This window comes from Brevibacillus aydinogluensis, from assembly GCF_961514395.1.
Taxonomy (GTDB): Bacteria; Bacillota; Bacilli; order Brevibacillales; family Brevibacillaceae; genus Brevibacillus; species Brevibacillus aydinogluensis.
In genome coordinates this window covers 3,530,099-3,548,913 of record NZ_OY569118.1, presented here as the reverse complement: position 1 = coordinate 3,548,913, position 18,815 = coordinate 3,530,099, and the positions used below count along the sequence as shown (strand labels likewise).

The 18,815-nt window shown below is 60.0% G+C and carries 10 protein-coding genes; all 10 read left to right on the top strand.

Translation table 11 applies throughout. The annotated features are described in order from the left end of the window. Window position 1: 1 nt before the first annotated feature. Window positions 2-1,666: a urocanate hydratase gene (gene hutU, locus Q7F15_RS17535; protein WP_171565213.1), complete on the top strand. Its 1,665-nt coding sequence runs from the start codon at window positions 2-4 to the stop codon at window positions 1,664-1,666. A 144-nt stretch (window positions 1,667-1,810) separates the two neighbouring features. Beyond that, window positions 1,811-3,043, top strand: coding sequence for an imidazolonepropionase (gene hutI / locus Q7F15_RS17530; RefSeq protein WP_249178925.1), 1,233 nt, complete (start codon window positions 1,811-1,813; stop codon window positions 3,041-3,043). A gap of 539 nt (window positions 3,044-3,582) precedes the next feature. Continuing rightward, complete coding sequence (locus tag Q7F15_RS17525; protein WP_230077742.1) at window positions 3,583-4,794, top strand: AraC family transcriptional regulator; 1,212 nt, start codon at window positions 3,583-3,585, stop codon at window positions 4,792-4,794. 57 nt (window positions 4,795-4,851) lie between these two features. After that, window positions 4,852-5,880, top strand: coding sequence for an ABC transporter substrate-binding protein (locus Q7F15_RS17520; RefSeq protein WP_304414738.1), 1,029 nt, complete (start codon window positions 4,852-4,854; stop codon window positions 5,878-5,880). A gap of 148 nt (window positions 5,881-6,028) precedes the next feature. Beyond that, the gene (locus Q7F15_RS17515) at window positions 6,029-6,889 is read left to right on the top strand and encodes an alpha/beta hydrolase (protein WP_230077744.1); all 861 of its coding nucleotides are present in this window, start codon (window positions 6,029-6,031) and stop codon (window positions 6,887-6,889) included. An 80-nt stretch (window positions 6,890-6,969) separates the two neighbouring features. Continuing rightward, window positions 6,970-7,755 (top strand): 2,3-dihydro-2,3-dihydroxybenzoate dehydrogenase, encoded by a 786-nt coding sequence (locus Q7F15_RS17510; protein WP_230077745.1) that lies wholly within the window; start codon window positions 6,970-6,972, stop codon window positions 7,753-7,755. A 23-nt stretch (window positions 7,756-7,778) separates the two neighbouring features. Next, entirely contained in the window at window positions 7,779-9,023 is a 1,245-nt protein-coding gene (dhbC, locus tag Q7F15_RS17505) for an isochorismate synthase DhbC (protein WP_212132164.1), read from the top strand. A 3-nt stretch (window positions 9,024-9,026) separates the two neighbouring features. Further along, entirely contained in the window at window positions 9,027-10,667 is a 1,641-nt protein-coding gene (locus Q7F15_RS17500; RefSeq protein ID WP_304414737.1) for a (2,3-dihydroxybenzoyl)adenylate synthase, read from the top strand. A 1-nt stretch (window position 10,668) separates the two neighbouring features. Continuing rightward, window positions 10,669-11,610, top strand: coding sequence for an isochorismatase (locus Q7F15_RS17495; protein ID WP_304414736.1), 942 nt, complete (start codon window positions 10,669-10,671; stop codon window positions 11,608-11,610). A 14-nt stretch (window positions 11,611-11,624) separates the two neighbouring features. After that, complete coding sequence (locus Q7F15_RS17490; RefSeq protein WP_304414735.1) at window positions 11,625-18,812, top strand: non-ribosomal peptide synthetase; 7,188 nt, start codon at window positions 11,625-11,627, stop codon at window positions 18,810-18,812. The last annotated feature ends 3 nt before the right edge of the window (window positions 18,813-18,815 follow it).

Sequence of the window (18,815 nt, the reverse complement as noted above, 5' to 3'; positions counted from 1 at the left end):
TATGGCAGAAACCAAGGCACGCATCATCCGCGCACCCCGCGGCAGCCAATTGAACGCGAAAGGATGGCAGCAGGAAGCAGCCCTGCGGATGTTGATGAACAATCTGGACCCGGAAGTGGCGGAGCGTCCGGAAGACCTCGTGGTGTACGGGGGGATCGGAAAAGCGGCGCGCAACTGGGAGTGCTTTGACAAGATCGTGGAGTGCCTGAAAAACCTGGAGGGGGATGAGACCCTGCTGGTGCAGTCGGGAAAACCGGTCGGCATTTTCAAAACGCATCCGCTCGCGCCCCGCGTGCTGATTTCCAACTCCGTGCTGGTGCCGGCGTACGCCAACTGGGAAACGTTCCGGGAGTTGGAGCAAAAGGGGCTGATGATGTACGGCCAGATGACCGCCGGCAGCTGGATCTACATCGGCACTCAGGGCATCCTGCAGGGGACGTATGAAACCTTTGCGGAAGCGGCCCGCCAGCACCGCGGCGGCACGCTGAAAGGGACGCTCACCCTGACAGCCGGGTTGGGCGGCATGGGTGGAGCTCAGCCGCTTGCCGTTACGATGAATGAAGGGGTGGTAATTGGCGTCGACGTCGATCCGTCCCGCATTCAGCGCCGGATAGACACCCGGTATTGCGACGTGATGGTGCACGACCTGGACGAAGCGCTGAAGCTGGCCCGGGAGGCGCAGGAACAGGGCAAGCCGCTGTCCATTGGTCTCGTTGGCAATGCTGCCGACATTTATCCCGAATTCGTGCGCCGCGGCATCGTGCCGGACTTCGTCACCGACCAGACATCCGCGCACGATCCGCTCAACGGGTACGTGCCCCGCGGCTTTACGCTGGAAGAGGCGGCCGAACTGCGCAAGAACGATCCCGACAAGTACGTCCGCCTTTCTCGCGAGTCGATGGCGGTGCACGTGCAGGCGATGCTTGACCTGCAAAAAATGGGAGCTGTCGTATTCGACTACGGCAACAACATCCGCCAGGTGGCCTACGACGAAGGGGTGAAAGACGCGTTCAACTTCCCCGGCTTCGTCCCGGCCTACATCCGTCCCCTGTTCTGCGAAGGGAAAGGCCCGTTCCGCTGGGCAGCGCTGTCCGGCGATCCGGAAGACATCTACAAGACGGACGAACTGGTGCTCAAGTTGTTCCCGGAAAACGAGCACCTGCGCCGCTGGATTACCATGGCCCGCGAAAAAGTGGCCTTCCAGGGCCTGCCTGCGCGCATTTGCTGGCTGGGATACGGCGAGCGGGTCAAAATGGGTCTGGCCATCAACGAGATGGTGCGACGCGGAGAAATATCCGCACCGATCGTCATCGGCCGCGACCACCTCGACTGCGGTTCGGTGGCGTCTCCCAACCGGGAAACGGAGAGCATGAAAGACGGCAGCGATGTGGTGGGCGACTGGGCGATCCTCAACGCGCTGGTCAATACGGCAGCAGGCGCCAGCTGGGTGTCGGTGCACCACGGCGGCGGCGTGGGGATGGGCTACTCCCTGCATGCCGGCATGGTGGTAGTGGCTGACGGTTCGCAGGAAGCGGAAGAGCGGCTTTCCCGCGTGCTCACCACCGACCCGGGCATGGGGGTCATTCGACACGCCGACGCCGGGTACGACAAGGCGATCCAGACGGCCAAGGAGCGCGGTGTTCGCGTGCCGATGCTGGACATCTGACCGTCTGGGGAAAGACGAGCGAAACAACGCGAAAAAAGCGGCATCCCGAGGGAGGTTTTCCTCGGGATGCTTCCATGGAGGAGAGAAAGCGTGAAGCCGGAACGGATTGATCTGTTGGTACACAACATCGGTGTGCTGGTGACGATGGGCGGCAAGCATGGGCCGCGACGGGGAGTCGAGATGTCGGATGTCGGGCTCGTGACGGGCGGAGCTGTGGCGATTGCGGATGGCAAAATCGTGGCCGCCGGTGCGGAAGCGGACGTCCGGGCGGAAATCGCCGGGCTGCCCATCGAGCAGAGCCTGGATGCAAATGGGCGTCTGGTGACGCCGGGCCTGGTGGACCCGCACACCCATCTGGTGCATGGTGGTTCCCGGGAAAACGAACTGGTGTTGAAACTAAAGGGCATGTCGTATCTGGACATCCTCGCCCAGGGCGGCGGGATTCTCAGCACGGTGCGGGCTACACGGGCTGCGACGGAAGACGAACTGTACGAAAAGGCACGGAAGAGTCTGGATATCATGATGCTGTACGGGGCGACGACTGTAGAGGCAAAAAGCGGCTACGGACTGACGCTGGCAGACGAGCTGAAGCAGCTTCGTGTGACCAGGCGGCTGGATGAAACGCATCCGATCGACCTGGTGTCGACGTTTATGGGGGCACACGCCGTACCGGCGGAGTACAAGGGCCGCTCCGCCGAATACGTCAAGCTGGTGATCGAGGAGATGCTGCCGGAGGTAAAGCGGCAGGGACTGGCCGAGTTTTGCGACGTTTTTTGCGAGCACGGGGTGTTTTCGGTGGATGAGTCGCGGGCGATTCTCGCCGCCGCAAAAGAGCTGGGGTTCGGGTTGAAGCTGCATGCCGACGAGATTGAACCGCTCGGCGGGGCGCAGCTGGCCGCAGAGATGGGCTGCATTTCCGCAGAGCATCTGCTGGCCGCTACCGATGAAGGATTGAAGGCGATGCGGGATGCGGGCGTGATCGCCGTCTGCCTGCCGGCAACGTCATTCAACCTGCGCGCCAAGTCCCACGCTCGGGCCCGAACCATGATCGAGCTGGGAGTGCCGGTTGCGCTGTCCACTGACTACAATCCGGGCAGTTCGCCCACGGAATCGCTGCAGCTGGTGATGACCCTGGCATGCCTGAATCTGAACATGTCACCGGAGGAAGTATTTACTGCCATGACGATCAACGCAGCCTATGCGATTGGCCGCGGAGACCAGGTGGGCAGTCTTGAGCCCGGAAAGCTGGCGGACCTGGTGCTGTTCAACGCCGAAAACCTGGCGTATGTGCCGTATCACTTCGGCATCAACCACGTGGACACGGTGATCAAGAAAGGGCGCGTCGTGGTGGCCGGAGGACGGCTTTTGGAGAAGTAAAAGCAGATGAAACAAGGCACGGAAACAGTTGCTCCGTGCCTCAGCGTGTAGACAAAGTCCGTGGCGCATGGATGATCGGGCCCGCTCGCTCGCTTGACGCCCATCATAGAAGATGGATGATGTCCGCTCCAAAACGCGACGCGGGCAGGGGACAAACATCTGGGTGTTTCGACGAAGTGAGACTTGTGTCCCCTGTTTTTCCCCGCGTCTTTCGTTTTTCCGCTGAGCCGGTCGTCAAAGGAGCTCGCTTGGCCCATCACTCCATGCGATGTACTTTTTCTCCATCTTCGGTTGATGAATGTGCAGGCCTTTCGGCCTGACAACGATGGACAGATCGTTTCCTTGCGGAACTTCAATGAAAAAGTACAGTTTGTCTTCAGTCTGAGGCACGGAAACAGTTGCTCCGTGCCTTTTTTGCTGTCCAGACAGTGGTGCACATGATTCATTTTCCATAATGGGATTGACTGGAAGAGCCGCCTGTGCTACCTTTTTAGTGATAATGATTCTCATTATTGGTGTTTGGGAGGAGGAGGCGTCTCATGCGTACAGACAACGGACAGGCAGCGGACATCAGCTCGTGCAGGCCGAGACGGAATCCCAAAGCAAACCTGGCCAAAATCAAGGAATACATGGACCAGCACTACAACGAACCTCTTTCGATCAAGCAGCTTGCGCAGATGGCGAACATCAGTCCCAAGTATTTTGTGGATCTTTTCAAAAAGACATTTGGTCAGAGCGCCATGGAATATTTGACGGATTTGCGCATCAACCGGGCGAAGCGCTATTTGGCCGAATCCGGGGAGCGCTTGCGGGATATCGCCGCAAAAGTTGGGTATAGCGACGAGTTTTACTTTAGCCGCAAGTTTAAAAAGGAAGTGGGCGTATCACCGTCCGATTTCGCGAAACATTTCAAGAAACGCATCGCTGCGTGCTCCGCTGCGGTTACGGGTCATCTGCTTGCGTTGAACGTGGTGCCGATTGCAGCGCCGCTGGACCCCAAGTGGACGCCCTATTACTACAACGCCTATCGCACGCAGATCAAGGCGCATTTAACGCTGACCGACCCGTACACGAGCTGGCAGTTTGAATCAAACCTGGACAAGATCATACGAATTCGACCGGACGCCATTGTCGGAACCGACCAACTGCTGCCCGCCGAGAAAGACAAATTGACGGACATGGCGTCTTCGTTTTTCGTTCCGACAGAGAAGTTGGGGTGGAGAGACCAGCTCCGCATGATCGCCCGTTTTTTGGACAGGGAGGATCAGGCGGAGATGTGGATCCGGCGATATGAACAGAGGGTTCAGTCGGCCCGGGAGCAGATTGAGGCAAAGCTGGGACACGACAGCATTCTGGTGCTGCGTATCTACGGCCAGGCGATCCATGCCTACTGGAACCGCGGGCTGGAGGACGTGCTGCACCGGGATCTGCGGATCAGGACCGTATTTCGGCCGGAACCGTCCGAACATGCGCAGCTTACGCTGGAGCAGGTGGCGGAGCTTGATCCTGACCGGATATTGCTGGTGGTGTGTCCCGAGGCATCGTCGCGGGCGTACTGGCTGGCGCTGCAGCACAAGGCGGCCTGGCGCCAGTTGAAAGCAGTCACAAACCTGAATGTGCACCTGATCTCTGCTGATCCGTGGTTTGAGTACTCGGCGATGTCCATTCTCCGGATGCTGGATGAAGCCATGCTCCTGTTTACGGGAAAATGTCCAAATGTTCTTCTGGATAGAACCCATGGTGACGCTTGAGCGGCATCATCTATAATCATTCTCGGTGAGAATGATTATCACAAGAGGAGGAACACCATGTTTCATCTGGCCAATCGGTTTGGCACTGTCTTTCGTTTTCCGTTTACCGTCTGGCTGTGCCTGGTGCTGGCAGTCAGTTTGCTGACCGGCTGCGGCTCCGATCAGGCTCAACGTGCGGAGTCGTCCGAACAGCCGCAATCGGTGTCAACTGCCGCTGATACTTCTGCAACGGGAGCAAACACTCCCGCATCGTCTGGTGAGCGAACGGTCAAGGACGAACTTGGCCATGAAATCACCGTGCCAGCGGAACCCAAGCGGGTATTTGCCCCTTATCTCGAGGATTCGCTGCTCAAGCTGGGCATCAAGCCAGTGGTCCAATGGTCCAACGGCAACATGGCACACGCGTATCTGCAAGAGGAGCTGAAGGATGTGCCGAAGCTGGACTTCTCGGGAGGACTGCCGTCTCCAGAGGTGATCATGTCCTACAATCCCGATTTGATCATCCTGCACACCGCGACGTACGCCGCCAATGGCACCTATGAGAACTATGCCAAGATCGCACCGACCTACGTGTTTCAGAATGCGTCCGGCGACGTCGAAAAGTCGCTCGTCACGCTGGGAGAGCTGCTCGGCAAATCTGCCGAAGCCGATCAAGCGCTGAAAGCGTACCGGCAGAAAGTGCAGGAGGCCAAAGAAAAGCTGGATCAGGCGGTCGGGGGAAAAAAGGTCGCGATTATGCGCTTTGCTGCCAAAGGCGTCAGCCTGATGGGAGCAAATTATCTGTGCGGGAATGTTGTGCACCAGCAGTTGGGGGTCGGAAAGTCCAAGCTGGTGGAGAACGCAAACAGTGCGAACGTGACGCTGGAGACGTTATCGAATCTTGACGCTGACTACATATTTGTCATCAATGCGTATGGTCAAGGGACACAGCGCATGAAGGAGATGACGGAAAGTTCCATCTGGAAGAGCATCCCGGCGGTGAAGCAGGGGCACGTGTACGAGGTGAACGACGAGTACTGGCTTGGCAGCGGTCTGATCGCCTATGAAAAGATTATTGACGATACGGTCAAACTGCTTGCCAAATAAGCGGAAGCAAACGCATGTCTGAACGTCTCCCTGTATGGCAAACAAGTGAAACGACATCACATCGATGGGGCCACCTTGCAGCCTGGAAGGGAGATTTTCACGCCGTCCAGATGTAAATGTAAGTGAAGAAAGGTAGGAAATGTCATCCATGTCTTTCGATCATCCTGAACAGCGCGCTGTCTCGCTCGAGGAGACCGCGAGCGGCAAGGCGGAAATCCCCCGTTCCAAACGATGGATCATGCAGTCGCGCGCGGAAAACCGCAGCTATCAGATCATGGTGGCCACCCCGGCGGAAGCGCCGCCTCCCTCGGGATATCCGGTCATTTACGTGCTGGATGCCAATTCCGTTTTCGGAACGATGGTGGAGGCCGTTCGCCTGCAGAGCGGCCGCCCGGAGAAGACAGGGGTTGTACCGGCGTTGGTCGTCGGCATCGGCTATGAAACGGACGGCCCGTTTGCCCCGGCCCGGTATTACGATCTGACGCCCATGCCCACCACGGAATTTACGCAACTTCCGAACGGGGCTGCCCTGCCTCCGCAAGGGGGAGCTGAAGCGTTCCTGCAGTTCATTGAAGAAGAGCTGAAGCCGCGGATCGCACGGGAATTCAAGATCGACCGCAGCAGACAAACGCTCTTCGGCCATTCCCTTGGCGGACTGTTCACCCTGCACGTGCTGTTTACGAAGCCGGATGCCTTTCAGTGCTATATCGCCGGCAGCCCCTCGATCCATTGGAACCGGCAGCATCTGATGCAGGCGGAGAAGCAGTTCGCAGCCCGCCTGGAGCAGGAATCGCTGAACATCAAGGTACTGCTTGGGTTCGGAGAAATGGAAAAAGATCACGTATCCCAAAATTGCTATCATGCCCGGGAGTTGTCAGAACGTCTGTCCGCCCATGCTGCACGTGGGCTGCAGGTGGTGTTCAAAGAGTTTGAGGACGAAAACCATGTATCGGTGCTGCCGGTCCTGATCAGCAGGGCCCTGCGTTTTGCCTTGTATCCAGAGAAATAACGAGGCCATGCGGCGCGTGACGAGTGGAGAGTGCGCCGCATCATTGCAGCCCCGATGGGAGTAAGAGGAGAGAGACCTTTATGGAGATTGCGGGAATTACGGGTAAAGTTGCCTTGGTCACAGGAGCCGCGCAGGGGATCGGGAGAGCGGTAGCAGCGGCCCTGGCCGAGCGTGGAGCCTTGGTTGCGGCGGCAGACAAGCAGGCCGCAGGCGTCCAAGCACTCGTGGAAGAACTGCGTGCCGGCGGTCATCAGGCAGCAGCTTTTCCCACAGACATTCGTGACAGCGGCGCCGTCGAAGCGATGGTAGAGCGAATCGAACAGGAGCTCGGTCCGATCGACATACTGGTCAACGTCGCCGGCGTGCTGCGCACAGGGCCAATCGAATCGCTCAGCGACGAGGATTGGGCGGCCACGTTCGCGGTGAATGCAAACGGAGTGTTCTATGTTTCCCGCGCGGTCGTCAGGCGCATGGCCTCCCGCCGATCCGGTGCGATTGTGACCGTCGCTTCAAACGCCGCTGGGGTGCCGCGCATGCAGATGTCGGCCTACGCGGCCTCGAAGGCAGCTGCGACGATGTTCACCAAGTGCCTGGGGTTGGAGTACGCCCGGTACAATATCCGCTGCAATGTGGTATCGCCCGGCTCAACCGACACAGCCATGCAGCGGGCATTATGGGCGGATGACCATGGCGCGCAGGCTGTCATCGCCGGCAATTTGGAGCAGTACCGCCTGGGCATACCGCTTGGAAGGATGGCCCAGCCCTCGGACATTGCCGATGCGGTGCTGTTTCTGGTATCCGACCAGGCGCGGCATATTACGATGCACGACCTGTGCGTCGACGGCGGTGCAACCCTGGGAATGTAAAAATGGATGGGAGATGACGATGAATGCTGAAACAAGTTGCTGGTTCCGCGGCAAGCGCCACAGCGCTGCTCGAAGCATATCAAGCGGGCTCCGCCTTCTTTTTCTCTTCGCCCAAGCGTACCCTGCTGGCAGAGGGAGAATGGGCCAGACTGCCGGAGTACGAGGGACCGGATGCGTTGAGAAGCCTGGCCCGAAGAGTTGCCGAGCTGCTTGCCAGCGCCGAGCGGTCCGGGCACGGCACGTCGGTCGCAGTCGGCGCGGTTCCGTTTGATCACACGAAGCCAGCCCAACTCGTCGTGCCGCAAACCCTCCAATGGGCAGGACCGCTTGAATTCACACCGGACGTTTTGGCTGAACAGAACGCTGCATCTGCCTTTGAGATTCGCGAAATACCGGCGCCGGCGGAATATGAGGAGGGCGTAAACCGGATATTGGCGCGCCTTCAACAAGGTGACATTCAGAAGGTGGTGCTGGCGAGATCGCTGCACCTGACCTCCTCTGACTCCGTGAATATCCATCAACTGCTCCGCAACCTGGCCCGGCACAACACGCGCGGCTACACATTCGCGGCAAACCTGACGCCAAAGGGCGTGCGCAGCGCTGCGGCGGACAGCGAAGGATCGCGGACGTTGATCGGCGCCAGCCCGGAACTGCTCGTGGCCAAGACAGGGCCGTACATCATGGCCAATCCCTTGGCAGGTTCTGCGGCCCGCAGTGACGATCCCCGCGAGGATGAGCGGCGCGCGGCTTCGCTGCTTGCTTCCGCCAAGGACCGGCATGAGCATGCGGTGGTCGTCGAGGCAGTCGTCGAAGCGCTCCGTCCCTATTGCAAGCATCTGGACGTTCCCCGGGAGCCTTCGCTGGTGCAGACCAACACCATGTGGCATCTTTCCACGGAAATAAACGGGGAGCTGATCGATCCCTCCACCTCGTCGCTTCAGCTGGCGGCAGCGCTTCACCCGACTCCCGCTGTATGCGGAACGCCTGTCGATCAGGCGCGTGCGGTGATTCAGGAGTTGGAGCCGTTTGATCGAGGGTTCTTTACGGGAATGGTCGGATGGTGCGATGCAAACGGCGATGGGGAGTGGGCAGTCACCATCCGCTGCGCCGAAGTGGAGGGGCGCGTGATTCGTCTGTTTGCGGGAGCAGGTATCGTCCTCGGCTCAAATCCGGAGGCAGAACTTTTGGAAACATCTGCGAAGTTTCGCACCATGCTTCTGGCCATGGGGCTGAACCAGCCGGTGCTGGCCGGAAGAAAGGAGGGGTAAGTCATGCTGTCAGGATGCCCAACGTGGCCCAAGGAATTTGCCGATCGATACCGGGCGGCAGGGTGCTGGCAGGGTGAGACGTTTGGTGAGATGCTGCGGAAGCGTGCCGCCGCTTACGGGGACCGCATCGCCATCGTCAGCGGTGACAGGCGGATCAGCTACGCGGAACTTGACGCCCGGGCCGACCGCTTGGCAGCGGGGTTTCAGAAGCTGGGAATCAAGCCGATGGACCGGGTCGTCGTGCAGCTTCCCAATATCCCGGAATTTTTTGAAGTGATTTTTGCACTGTTTCGGCTGGGGGCGCTGCCTGTGTTTGCCCTCCCCCTGCATCGAAAGAGTGAGATCACCTATTTGTGCGAGTTCACCGAAGCGGTTGCGTACGTCATCCCAGACGTTGAAGCGGGGTTTGACTACCGCGAGCTTGCCGCTCATGTCAAGGAGAGCGTTCCCACCTTGCGTCACGTGATTGTGGCGGGCGACCCGGGACAGTTTGACGCGCTGGATGAAATGCGCACAGATTCCGTCAGTCTGCCGGAAGGGCCGAGCGCCAGCGATGTGGCGTTTCTCCAGCTGTCCGGCGGCAGCACCGGACTGCCCAAGCTGATTCCCCGGACGCACGATGATTACATCTACAGTTTGCGGGTCAGCGCCGAGATTTGCCAGCTTGATGAGAGCAGCGTGTATCTCGCGGTACTGCCTGTTGCCCACAACTTTCCGCTCAGCTCGCCCGGCGTACTCGGGACGCTGTACGCCGGCGGCAGAGTGGTTCTCGCGCGCAGCGGCAGCCCGGACGAGGCGTTTCCGCTGATCGCGCGGGAGCAGGTCACGATTACGGCCGTAGTGCCTCCGCTGGCCCTGGTCTGGCTGGATGCGGCGGCATCGCGAAGGCATGATCTGTCCAGCCTGCAGGTCCTGCAGGTGGGCGGGGCCAAGTTCGCCGCTGAGGCTGCCAGGATGGTCAAACCGACGATGGGCTGCACCCTGCAGCAGGTGTTCGGGATGGCGGAGGGACTGGTTAATTACACGCGGCTGGATGATCCCGAGGAGATCATCGTGAACACCCAGGGCAGACCCATGTCGCCGTATGATGAGATTCGCCTGGTTGACGACAATGATCGCGAAGTCGAGCCGGGCCAGGTGGGACACCTTCTGACCCGGGGACCTTATACCATTCGCGGCTATTACAAGGCCGAGGAGCACAACGCCAAGACGTTCACTGCTGACGGTTTTTACCGCACGGGCGATCTGGCACGGTTGACTCCAACAGGTCATCTGGTCGTAGAGGGACGTGCCAAAGACCAGATCAACCGGGGCGGAGACAAGGTGGCGGCTGAAGAAGTGGAGAACCATCTGCTCGCTCATCCCGGCGTACATGACGCCGCCGTGGTCGCCATGCCGGACGATTATCTGGGCGAGCGCACGTGCGCCTTCGTGATTCCGCATCATCCGGCTCCCACAGCGGCCGAACTCAAAGCGTTCCTGCGGGAGCGTGGATTGGCGGCTTACAAGATACCGGATCGAGTGGAATTTGTCGATTCGTTCCCCATGACGGCAGTCGGCAAGATCAGCAAAAAAATGCTGCGTGAACGCATCGCCCAGCAATTGCAGTCGCGTACGCACCAACACAAGCAAGGGAGGAGTTAGCATGGCGATTCCCGCCATATTGCCGTATCCGATGCCTGTAGAGTCTGACCTGCCGAAGAACAGGGTGGCGTGGACACCTGATCCGAAGCGGGCGGCTCTGCTGATTCATGACATGCAGCAGTATTTTCTGAATGCGTTCACCGTTACGGAGTCTCCGGTCGTGGAGCTTCTGGCCAATATCCAAAAGCTCAAAGCCTATTGCGCCGAGCAGGGAATCCCCGTCATCTATTCGGCGCAGCCTGGCAAACAGTCCCCAGAGCAGCGCGGACTGCTGCAGGATTTCTGGGGGCCGGGACTGACGAAGTGCGCCGATCAGCAGAAGATCGTCGATGAGCTTGCGCCGGGCGGGCAGGATCTGGTGTTGACCAAGTGGCGGTACAGCGCCTTTCAACAGACCAATTTTCTGGAGATGTTGCAGCAGCGCGGACGGGATCAGCTTATCGTGTGCGGCATCTACGCCCATATCGGCTGCCTGATGACCGCGTGCGAAGCGTTCATGAAAGATGTGCAGCCGTTCTTCGTTGCAGATGCGGTAGCGGATTTCTCTCGGGAGAAGCACATGATGGCGCTGACCTACGCGGCTGAGCGCTGCGCGGTCACGATCACGACGCAGCGTCTGATCGATCAGCTGAGCGGCGTGCAGGCTGAAGCGCCGGCCGCCCGTGAAAGTGACCCGCAGCCGATCACGCAGGAAGCGATCCGCGCGCAAGTAGCTGATTTGCTCCAGGAACTGCCGGCAAACCTTGGGGAAAACGACGACCTGATTAACGTGTGGGGGCTTGATTCCGTCAGGATCATGTCGCTGGTGGAGAGATGGCGCCGCAGCGGTGCAGAGGTGACCTTTGTGGAACTGGCTGAGCAGCCGACACTGGCCGCCTGGTGGGCGCTGTTGTCATCACGATTGAAGCAGAGTTTGCCCAATCAGGATTACTTCGTCGTATGAAAGAGGTGATGTTCATGCCGGATCATCAGGATGTACGCTGGCCCTTGTCGGGTGCGCAGAATGGCATTTGGTTTGCACAAAAGCTCGACCCGGACAATCCGATCTTCAACACCACCGAGTGCATCGAAATCCATGGCCCCGTCGATCCTGCGCTGTTCGAGGCTGCCCTGCGCCGGGCCGTGACGGAGGCGGAAACGCTGCATCTGCGCTTCGGCGAGGATTGGAATGGTCCGTGGCAGAGCCTCTGCCCGTCTGCTGACTGGCCGCTGCATTTCGAGGACGTCAGCGGCCATGAAGATCCGCAGGAAGCGGCAGAAACGTGGATGAAGCAGGACATGGCCCAACCGGTTGATCTGACCCGCGGTCCCCTGTTTGCACAAGCGCTGTTGAAATTGGCGCCTGACCGGTTCTTCTGGTATCAGCGCATCCATCATATTGCGATTGATGGCTTTGGCTATTCGCTGTTGGCACAAAGGGTGGCACACATCTATACGGCACTCGTCCATGGCCGGCCGTACGACGAGGCGGCCTTTGGGTCTGTTCACTCCATCCTGGAGGAAGAGGCAGCCTATCGCAGCTCGGAGCAAATAAAGCGGGATCGGCAGTTTTGGCTGTCACGCTTCGCCGATGAGCCCGAGGTGGTCAGTCTGGGAGACAGGGCGGCGAGGACATCCCGCGGCTTTTTGCGTCAGTCGGCACAGCTTCCGCCAACCAGCATGACTGCGCTAAAAGGGCTGGCAAGCCAGACGGGGACAACCTGGTCTGACGTCGTGATTGCCGCTGCGGCGGCTTATGTCCAGCGGTTGACCGGCGCAAACGATGTAATTCTCGGCTTGCCCATGATGTGCCGACTCGGCTCTGCATCGCTGCGCGTGCCGGGAATGGTCATGAACGTGCTGCCGCTAAGGTTGACGGTGCGGCCGGACATGAGTCTGGCAGCTCTCCTGCAGCAGGTCTCGCAGGAAATCCGCGAGATCAGACGGCATCAGCGTTACCGGCATGAAGATCTGCGGCGCGATCTGAAACTGCTGGGGGACAACCGGCGATTGTTTGGTCCGATGATCAATGTGATGCCGTTTGACTATGATGTGCGCTTTGCCGGCCATCGCGCGACAACGCGAAACCTGTCGGCCGGCCCCGTGGACGACCTGACGATAAACGTCTACGACAGATCAGACGGCAGCGGGCTGCATTTCAATTTTGACGCCAATCCGGCGATTTACGGCGCCGACGAGCTGGCGGTTCATCAGCGGCGCTTTCTTTGTTTTCTGGACAATATGGCGTCGGCTGACCCCGGCCAACCAGTCTCGCAGATTGACTTGCTCCTGCCGGAGGAACGCCAGAAGGTGCTGTTTGAATGGAATGAAACCGCTCATGACCTGCCGACGACCAGCGCGCACGAGCAGTTTGAGCAGCAGGCCTCCCGCACGCCTGAGGCTGTCGCCGTGGAGGTTGAAGGCGTTTCGCTCAGCTATGCCGAGCTGAACAAACGAGCCAATCAGCTTGCCCATCTGCTGATGGCGCACGGTGTCGGACCGGAGCGTGTGGTCGCGCTTGCGCTGCCGCGTTCACCGGAGATGGTCGTCGCCATACTGGCGGTTCACAAGGAGGGAGCGGCGTACCTGCCGCTGGACCCGGACTTTCCGTCCGACCGGTTAGCCTACATGCTGGAGGACGCCAGACCCGTATGCGTCATCACATCCAGACAGGTTGCCCATCGGCTGCCGGATTGTGGTACGGGCTCAAGACTCGTGTTTGACGAGCCGGAAACCATCGACAGGCTGATGCGGCAAGCGATTCACAATCCCGGCAATGCTGATCGAACAAACTGCTTGTCGCCGCTTCATCCTGCCTACGTGCTGTACACCTCCGGTTCGACCGGAAGACCCAAGGGGGTCATGGTCACGTTTGGCAATCTGACCAACCTGATCCTGGCGATGCAGGATCGGTTTGCGCTGGACGAACGGGATGCGTGGCTGTCGGTTACCACGATTTCATTTGACATCTCGGTTCTGGAGCTGTACCTGCCGCTCACGAGCGGGGCCCGTGTTGTCATCGCCGCGAAGGATACGATCATGGACCCGTCGGCTCTGGCGAAAATGATTCGCGAGACCGGCACGACGATCATGCAGGCGACGCCGACCCTGTGGCACGAGCTGGCAGCGAGCAGGCCCGACAAATTTGACGGCCTGCGCATCATTACGGGAGGCGAGGCGTTCCCCAGCGGGCTCAAACTCGCCCTGCAGGAACTGGGGTGCGATGTCCATAATCAATACGGTCCGACGGAAACCACCATTTATTCCACTGCCATGCACCTTGGCGATGAGCGAGCGGGAACACCCCCGATTGGCAGGCCGATTTGGAATACGCGGGTGTATGTGCTGGATGGCGGACTGAAGCCCGTTCCGCCGGGAGTGGTGGGAGAGCTGTACATTGCCGGTGCCGGCTTGGCTCGCGGCTACCTGGGACGGCCGGAGCTGACGGCCGAGCGATTCGTGGCCAACCCGTACGGCGCGCCGGGCTCCCGGATGTACCGCACGGGAGATCTGGTGAGATGGCTGCCGGACGGCTCCCTTGAGTACGTGGGCCGTGTCGATCACCAGGTGAAAATTCGCGGGTTCCGGATCGAACTCGGCGAGATCGAGTCGCTTCTGTCCCGGCATCCTGCGATCGCCCAGGTTGCAGTAGTCGTCCGGGAAGACCAGCCAGGGGACAAACGGCTGGTGGCATATGTGGTCCCGCATGCATCCGCCGGCATAGACCCAGCCGAGCTGCGCCGGCATGTCTCCGCCGAACTGCCCGATTACATGATCCCGTCCGCGTTTGTCCAACTTGCCGAAATGCCGTTGACGCCGAATAAAAAAATTGACCGCAAGGCACTGCCGGCGCCTGATCTCCATACGGTTACAGGGCGCGGACCGAGGACGCCGCAGGAAGAGATGTTGTGCGACCTGTTCGCCGAAGTGCTCGGCCTGGCTCATGTGGGGATAGACGAGGACTTTTTTGTATTGGGCGGTCACTCCCTGCTTGCCGGACGGGTAATCGCCCGTATCCGCGATGTCTTCGGTGTCGAATTGAGCATTGGCAGCCTCTTTGAGTCACCCACGGTAGCAGGGCTGGTCAAGCGGCTCGATCATGCGCGGGATGTCAGACCGCCTGTGCGGCCGGTCGCGCGTCCGGAGGCAGTGCCGCTTTCGTTTGCCCAGCGCCGCTTGTGGTTCCTGTACCGACTGGATGGACCCAATCCGGCCTATAACATTCCGCTCGTGGCCCGCCTGTCCGGCGAACTGGATGTACAGGCGCTGGAGGAGGCGATTGGCGATGTCGTCGCTCGCCATGAAACCCTGCGCACCATCTTTCCCGACAAGTCGGGCGCGTCGCACCAGCTGGTTTTGGACGCAGCCGACGCTCGACCTGAGCTGATTGTGACGGAAACGAACGAGGCTGAACTGCCCGGGCTGCTTGCCGACGCCGTGCGCTACAGCTTCCAACTCTCATCGGAGCCTTCACTCCGCGCCCAATTGTTCGTACTTGGACAAAACGAGTACGTACTCTTGCTGCTGCTGCACCATATCGCCGGAGATGGCTGGTCGCTGACCCCGTTGGCCCGCGATCTCTCCACCGCTTACGCAGCCCGCTGCCGGGGCGAGCTCCCGTCATGGCCGCCGCTGCCGGTACAGTATGCGGATTACGCGGTTTGGCAGGAACAGCTTCTGGGGAGTGAGCGCGATCCCGACAGTTTGATCGCCAGACAGCTTGCGTACTGGACGCGGACACTTGCCAACCTGCCGGATCAGTTGGAACTGCCGTGCGATTATCCAAGACCGGCAGAAGCCAGCTACCGGGGCGGTGTCATTCCGTTCCACATCAGCGAGGAACTGCACGGCCGACTGCTGGAAGTGGCCCGTGAAAACAGAGCGAGCCTGTTCATGGTCCTGCAGTCTGCCCTCGCCGCTTTGCTCACCCGCCTCGGCGCAGGCACCGATATTCCGATCGGCAGTCCGATTGCCGGGCGGACCGACGATGCGCTGGACAGCCTGGTCGGATTGTTCATCAACACGCTGGTGCTTCGTACCGACACGTCTGGAAACCCCAGCTTCCGAGAACTGCTGGCCAGAGTCCGTGAGGTAAATCTGGCTGCGTACGAGCATCAGGACCTGCCTTTCGAGCGGCTGGTGGAGGTTATGAACCCCGTCCGCTCCCGGTCCAGACACCCGCTGTTTCAGATCATGCTGGTGCTCCAGAACACGCCTGATGCGGCGTTGGAACTTACTGGTGTGGAGAGCAGCCTGACAATTGAAAGTGCGGGCACGGCCAAATTTGACCTGACCGTGGAGTTGAAGGAGCGCCGTTCGGCGGATGGCACTCCTGCGGGTCTGGATGGCATTCTGGAATACAGCGCCGATCTGTTCAAACGCAGTACGGCTGAAACATTGGCGGGCCGGTTCCTGCGAGTACTGGAGGCTGTGGCTGCTGATCCGGGCAAGTCGATCGGAGAACTCGATATTCTGATGCCGGAAGAGCGCCAAAGCATGCTGCAGGAATGGAGCGCGGTTGGAAACGATGTGCCGCAGACCGTGCTGCCGGAGTTGTTCGAGGCACAGGTTGTCCGAAGTCCTGAGGCTGTGGCCGTCGTCCATGAGGATGTCTCCCTGAGCTACGATGAGCTGAACACCCGGGCCAATCGGCTCGCGCATCTGCTGATTGCAGAGGGGGTCGGTCCGGAGCAGGTTGTGGCCCTGGCGCTGCAGCGGTCGTTTGAAATGGTTGTCGGCGTGCTGGCCGTGCTGAAGGCCGGAGCCGCCTACCTGCCTCTCGATCCGGATTACCCGGCCGACCGGCTGGCATATATGCTGGAGGACGCAAGACCGGTTTCCATTATTACAAGCACGCAGGTGGTCACCAGACTGCCTGATGCTGGCGGTCTGCCCCTGATCGTGCTGGATGAACCGGAGACGCAAGAGCGGCTCAGGCAGCATTCTCCTGCCAATCCTGGTGACCGTGAACGCCGCGGACGTCTGTCTGCACACAGCCCGGCGTATATCATCTACACCTCGGGCTCCACGGGAAGGCCCAAGGGCGTCGTCATCCCGCATCAGAACGTGGTGAGATTGTTTGCTTCCACCGATCACTGGTTCCGCTTTGGCTCTGACGATGTGTGGACGCTGTTCCATTCCTATGCCTTCGACTTCTCGGTGTGGGAGATTTGGGGAGCGCTCCTGCATGGCGGACGTCTTGTAGTGGTGCCCCATGCGATCAGCAGGTCGCCGGGAGAGTTCCTCCAGCTTCTCGTGCGGGAGGGCGTGACGGTATTGAACCAGACGCCGTCAGCGTTCTATCAATTGATGCAGGCTGATCGGGAACATCCTGACCTGGGTCAGATGCTCTCCTTGCGCTTCGTGATTTTCGGCGGCGAGGCGCTGGAATTGGGACGTCTGGCGGACTGGTATCAGCGCCATCCGGACGATGCTCCCAAGCTGATCAACATGTACGGTATCACCGAGACGACCGTGCATGTCAGCTATATCGAGCTTGACCGTCACCATGCAGCTTCCGGTGCCAACAGCCTGATCGGCCGCCCGATACCGGATCTGCGGGTGTACGTGTTGGATGATTTCCTGCAGCCTGTTCCGCCGGGAGTGACGGGGGAGATGTACGTCGCCGGTGCCGGACTGGCCCGCGGTTACGGGGGACGGCCGGATTTGACGGCGGAGCGGTTTGTTGCCGATCCGTTCGGTCCCCCCGGTACGAGGATGTATCGCACCGGCGATCTTGCCAAGCGGCTCAGCGATGGGTCTTTAGAGTATTGGGGCCGTGCCGACCAGCAGGTGAAGATTCGGGGGTTCCGCATCGAACTGGGCGAGATCGAGGCCGTGCTCGCCAGACATCCCGCTGTGGCCCAGGTGGCGGTAGTGGTGCGGGAGGATCAGCCGGGAGACAAACGCCTGGTGGCTTACGTCGTTCCGGCCGCGGACACAAGCGTCGAACCTGCTGTACTGCGCCGGTTTGCCGCCTCCAGTCTGCCTGATTACATGGTGCCGTCAGCGATCGTGGAAATGGATGTCCTGCCGCTCACGCCGAATGGCAAGCTGGACCGCAAGGCGCTTCCGGCGCCCGATTTCTCCCTGACTTCAGGCGGGCGCGGCCCCAGAACGCCGCAGGAAGAGGTCTTGTGCAATTTGTTTGCCGAGGTGCTGGGTTTGCAGCGTGTAAGTATTGATGACAGCTTTTTCGAGCTGGGGGGCCATTCGCTGCTGGCCGTTCGCCTGATGAGCCGCATCCGCGAGACCATGGGCCGGGACATCGGCATCGGCGTGCTGTTTGAGGCGCCTACTGTTGCCGGGCTTGCTGAACGGCTTGACATGGACACGGGAAAAAGCGCGCTCCAGGTGCTGCTGCCGCTCCGCGCCCACGGCGAGCAGCTCCCGCTGTTCTGCGTACATCCTGCAGGCGGACTCAGCTGGTGCTATGCCGGGCTGATGAAACATCTCGGCACGGAATATCCGATCTACGGCCTGCAGGCCCGAGGCATTGCCCGGACCGAGGAGTTTCCGAAAACGCTGGGAGAAATGACGGCCGATTACCTTCAACATGTTCGTTCCGTTCAGCCTGCCGGTCCGTATCGGCTGCTGGGCTGGTCGTTTGGCGGCAATGTAGCGCATGCGATGGCCGTGCAGCTTCAGAAAGAGGGAGAAGAAGTCTCGTTCCTGGCCATGCTCGATTCGTACCCCAGCCACCTCCTGCCGCTTCGCGGAGAACCGGATGAAGAGGAGGCCCTGATCGCGCTGCTCGCCTTGGGCGGCTATGATCCGGACAGCCTGGGTGGCGGCCCGCTCACCATGGCCAGCGCGCTCGAAATCCTCCGCAGCGACGCCAGCGCACTGGCCAGCCTGGATGAATCGACCATCATGAATCTGAAACAAACGTATGTGAACTCGGTCCGCATTCTGGGAGCGTATGTACCGGAGCGATACGAGGGAGACCTGCTGTTTTTCCGCTCCACGATCATCCCGGACTGGTTTGATCCGATTGAACCGGATATGTGGATTCCCTATGTAAGCGGACGGATCGAACGGCATGACATCGCGTGCCGGCACAAGGATTTGTGTCAGCCCGGCCCGCTTGCCGAAATCGGCCAGATACTGGCGGCCAAGCTGAAGGCCTTGGACCGTCCGGCATCCGGACACTCGAGGAGGGAATGATTC